1 protein-coding gene and 1 pseudogene are annotated in these 665 nt (G+C 39.5%); both read right to left on the bottom strand.

What is annotated here, in order from left to right; genetic code table 11:
• Positions 1-322, bottom strand: a pseudogene (locus EQY_RS0123605) (hypothetical protein); the annotation flags it as partial.
• A gap of 159 nt (positions 323-481) precedes the next feature.
• On the bottom strand, positions 482-665 hold a 184-nt coding region (locus EQY_RS0123600; protein ID WP_000315674.1), incomplete at its 5' end, for a hypothetical protein.

Raw genomic sequence — 665 nt, 5'->3', positions numbered from 1 at the left:
AATCTAGAATTAAAATTATTTGTCTGACATACTTAATACAAACAGAATTCGTAGTTACATACTTATGAATGTCTTCAATATCATCTTTTTTGAGGCGATTACTATCAATTGAAGACTCCACCTCTTTAAGTATATTATTATGTTTCTCAAATAATATATTATACCCATCTTTAAAGTATGTTTTTCTCATTTCAAGAAGCGATTCTTCGGCTAATCGAGTTGCCTCCATTGCTGCTTTTGCACTACATCTTGCCGCGTAAGCATTCCAGGCAGAGACCCCCAAAATTATAGAATTCAAAATATCTAAAAACTGCATTTTCATTTATAACCATATTGAAACAGTACAATTCATTACATCTACGTAAGGGGATGTAACTACTCGTTCAACTCAATACTCTTGGCATGGGAAAACTTCCTTTTTCAAGCAACTCCCAACCGTAATTCCTGGCAAGCCTGGTAAGCTGAGCAGCAAGCCAGGCACTCAAAGAATGAATCGGGGATTCTGACGCTGGCCTACAACCGCCAGGATATTGACACGACTGGCCTCATCATTCACTTCATAAAGAACGTGCTGTCCAAGTAAGCTAATGCGGCGAACCCCTTCGCCATAGCGTTCATCAGTTTCATATAGCCGAGGGTAATCTGCCAGGCGATCGGTTGCAGTG

The organism is Escherichia sp. TW14182 (genome assembly GCF_000208525.1).
Taxonomy (GTDB): Bacteria; Pseudomonadota; Gammaproteobacteria; order Enterobacterales; family Enterobacteriaceae; genus Escherichia; species Escherichia ruysiae.
This window is presented reverse-complemented; position numbering and strand designations above follow the sequence as displayed.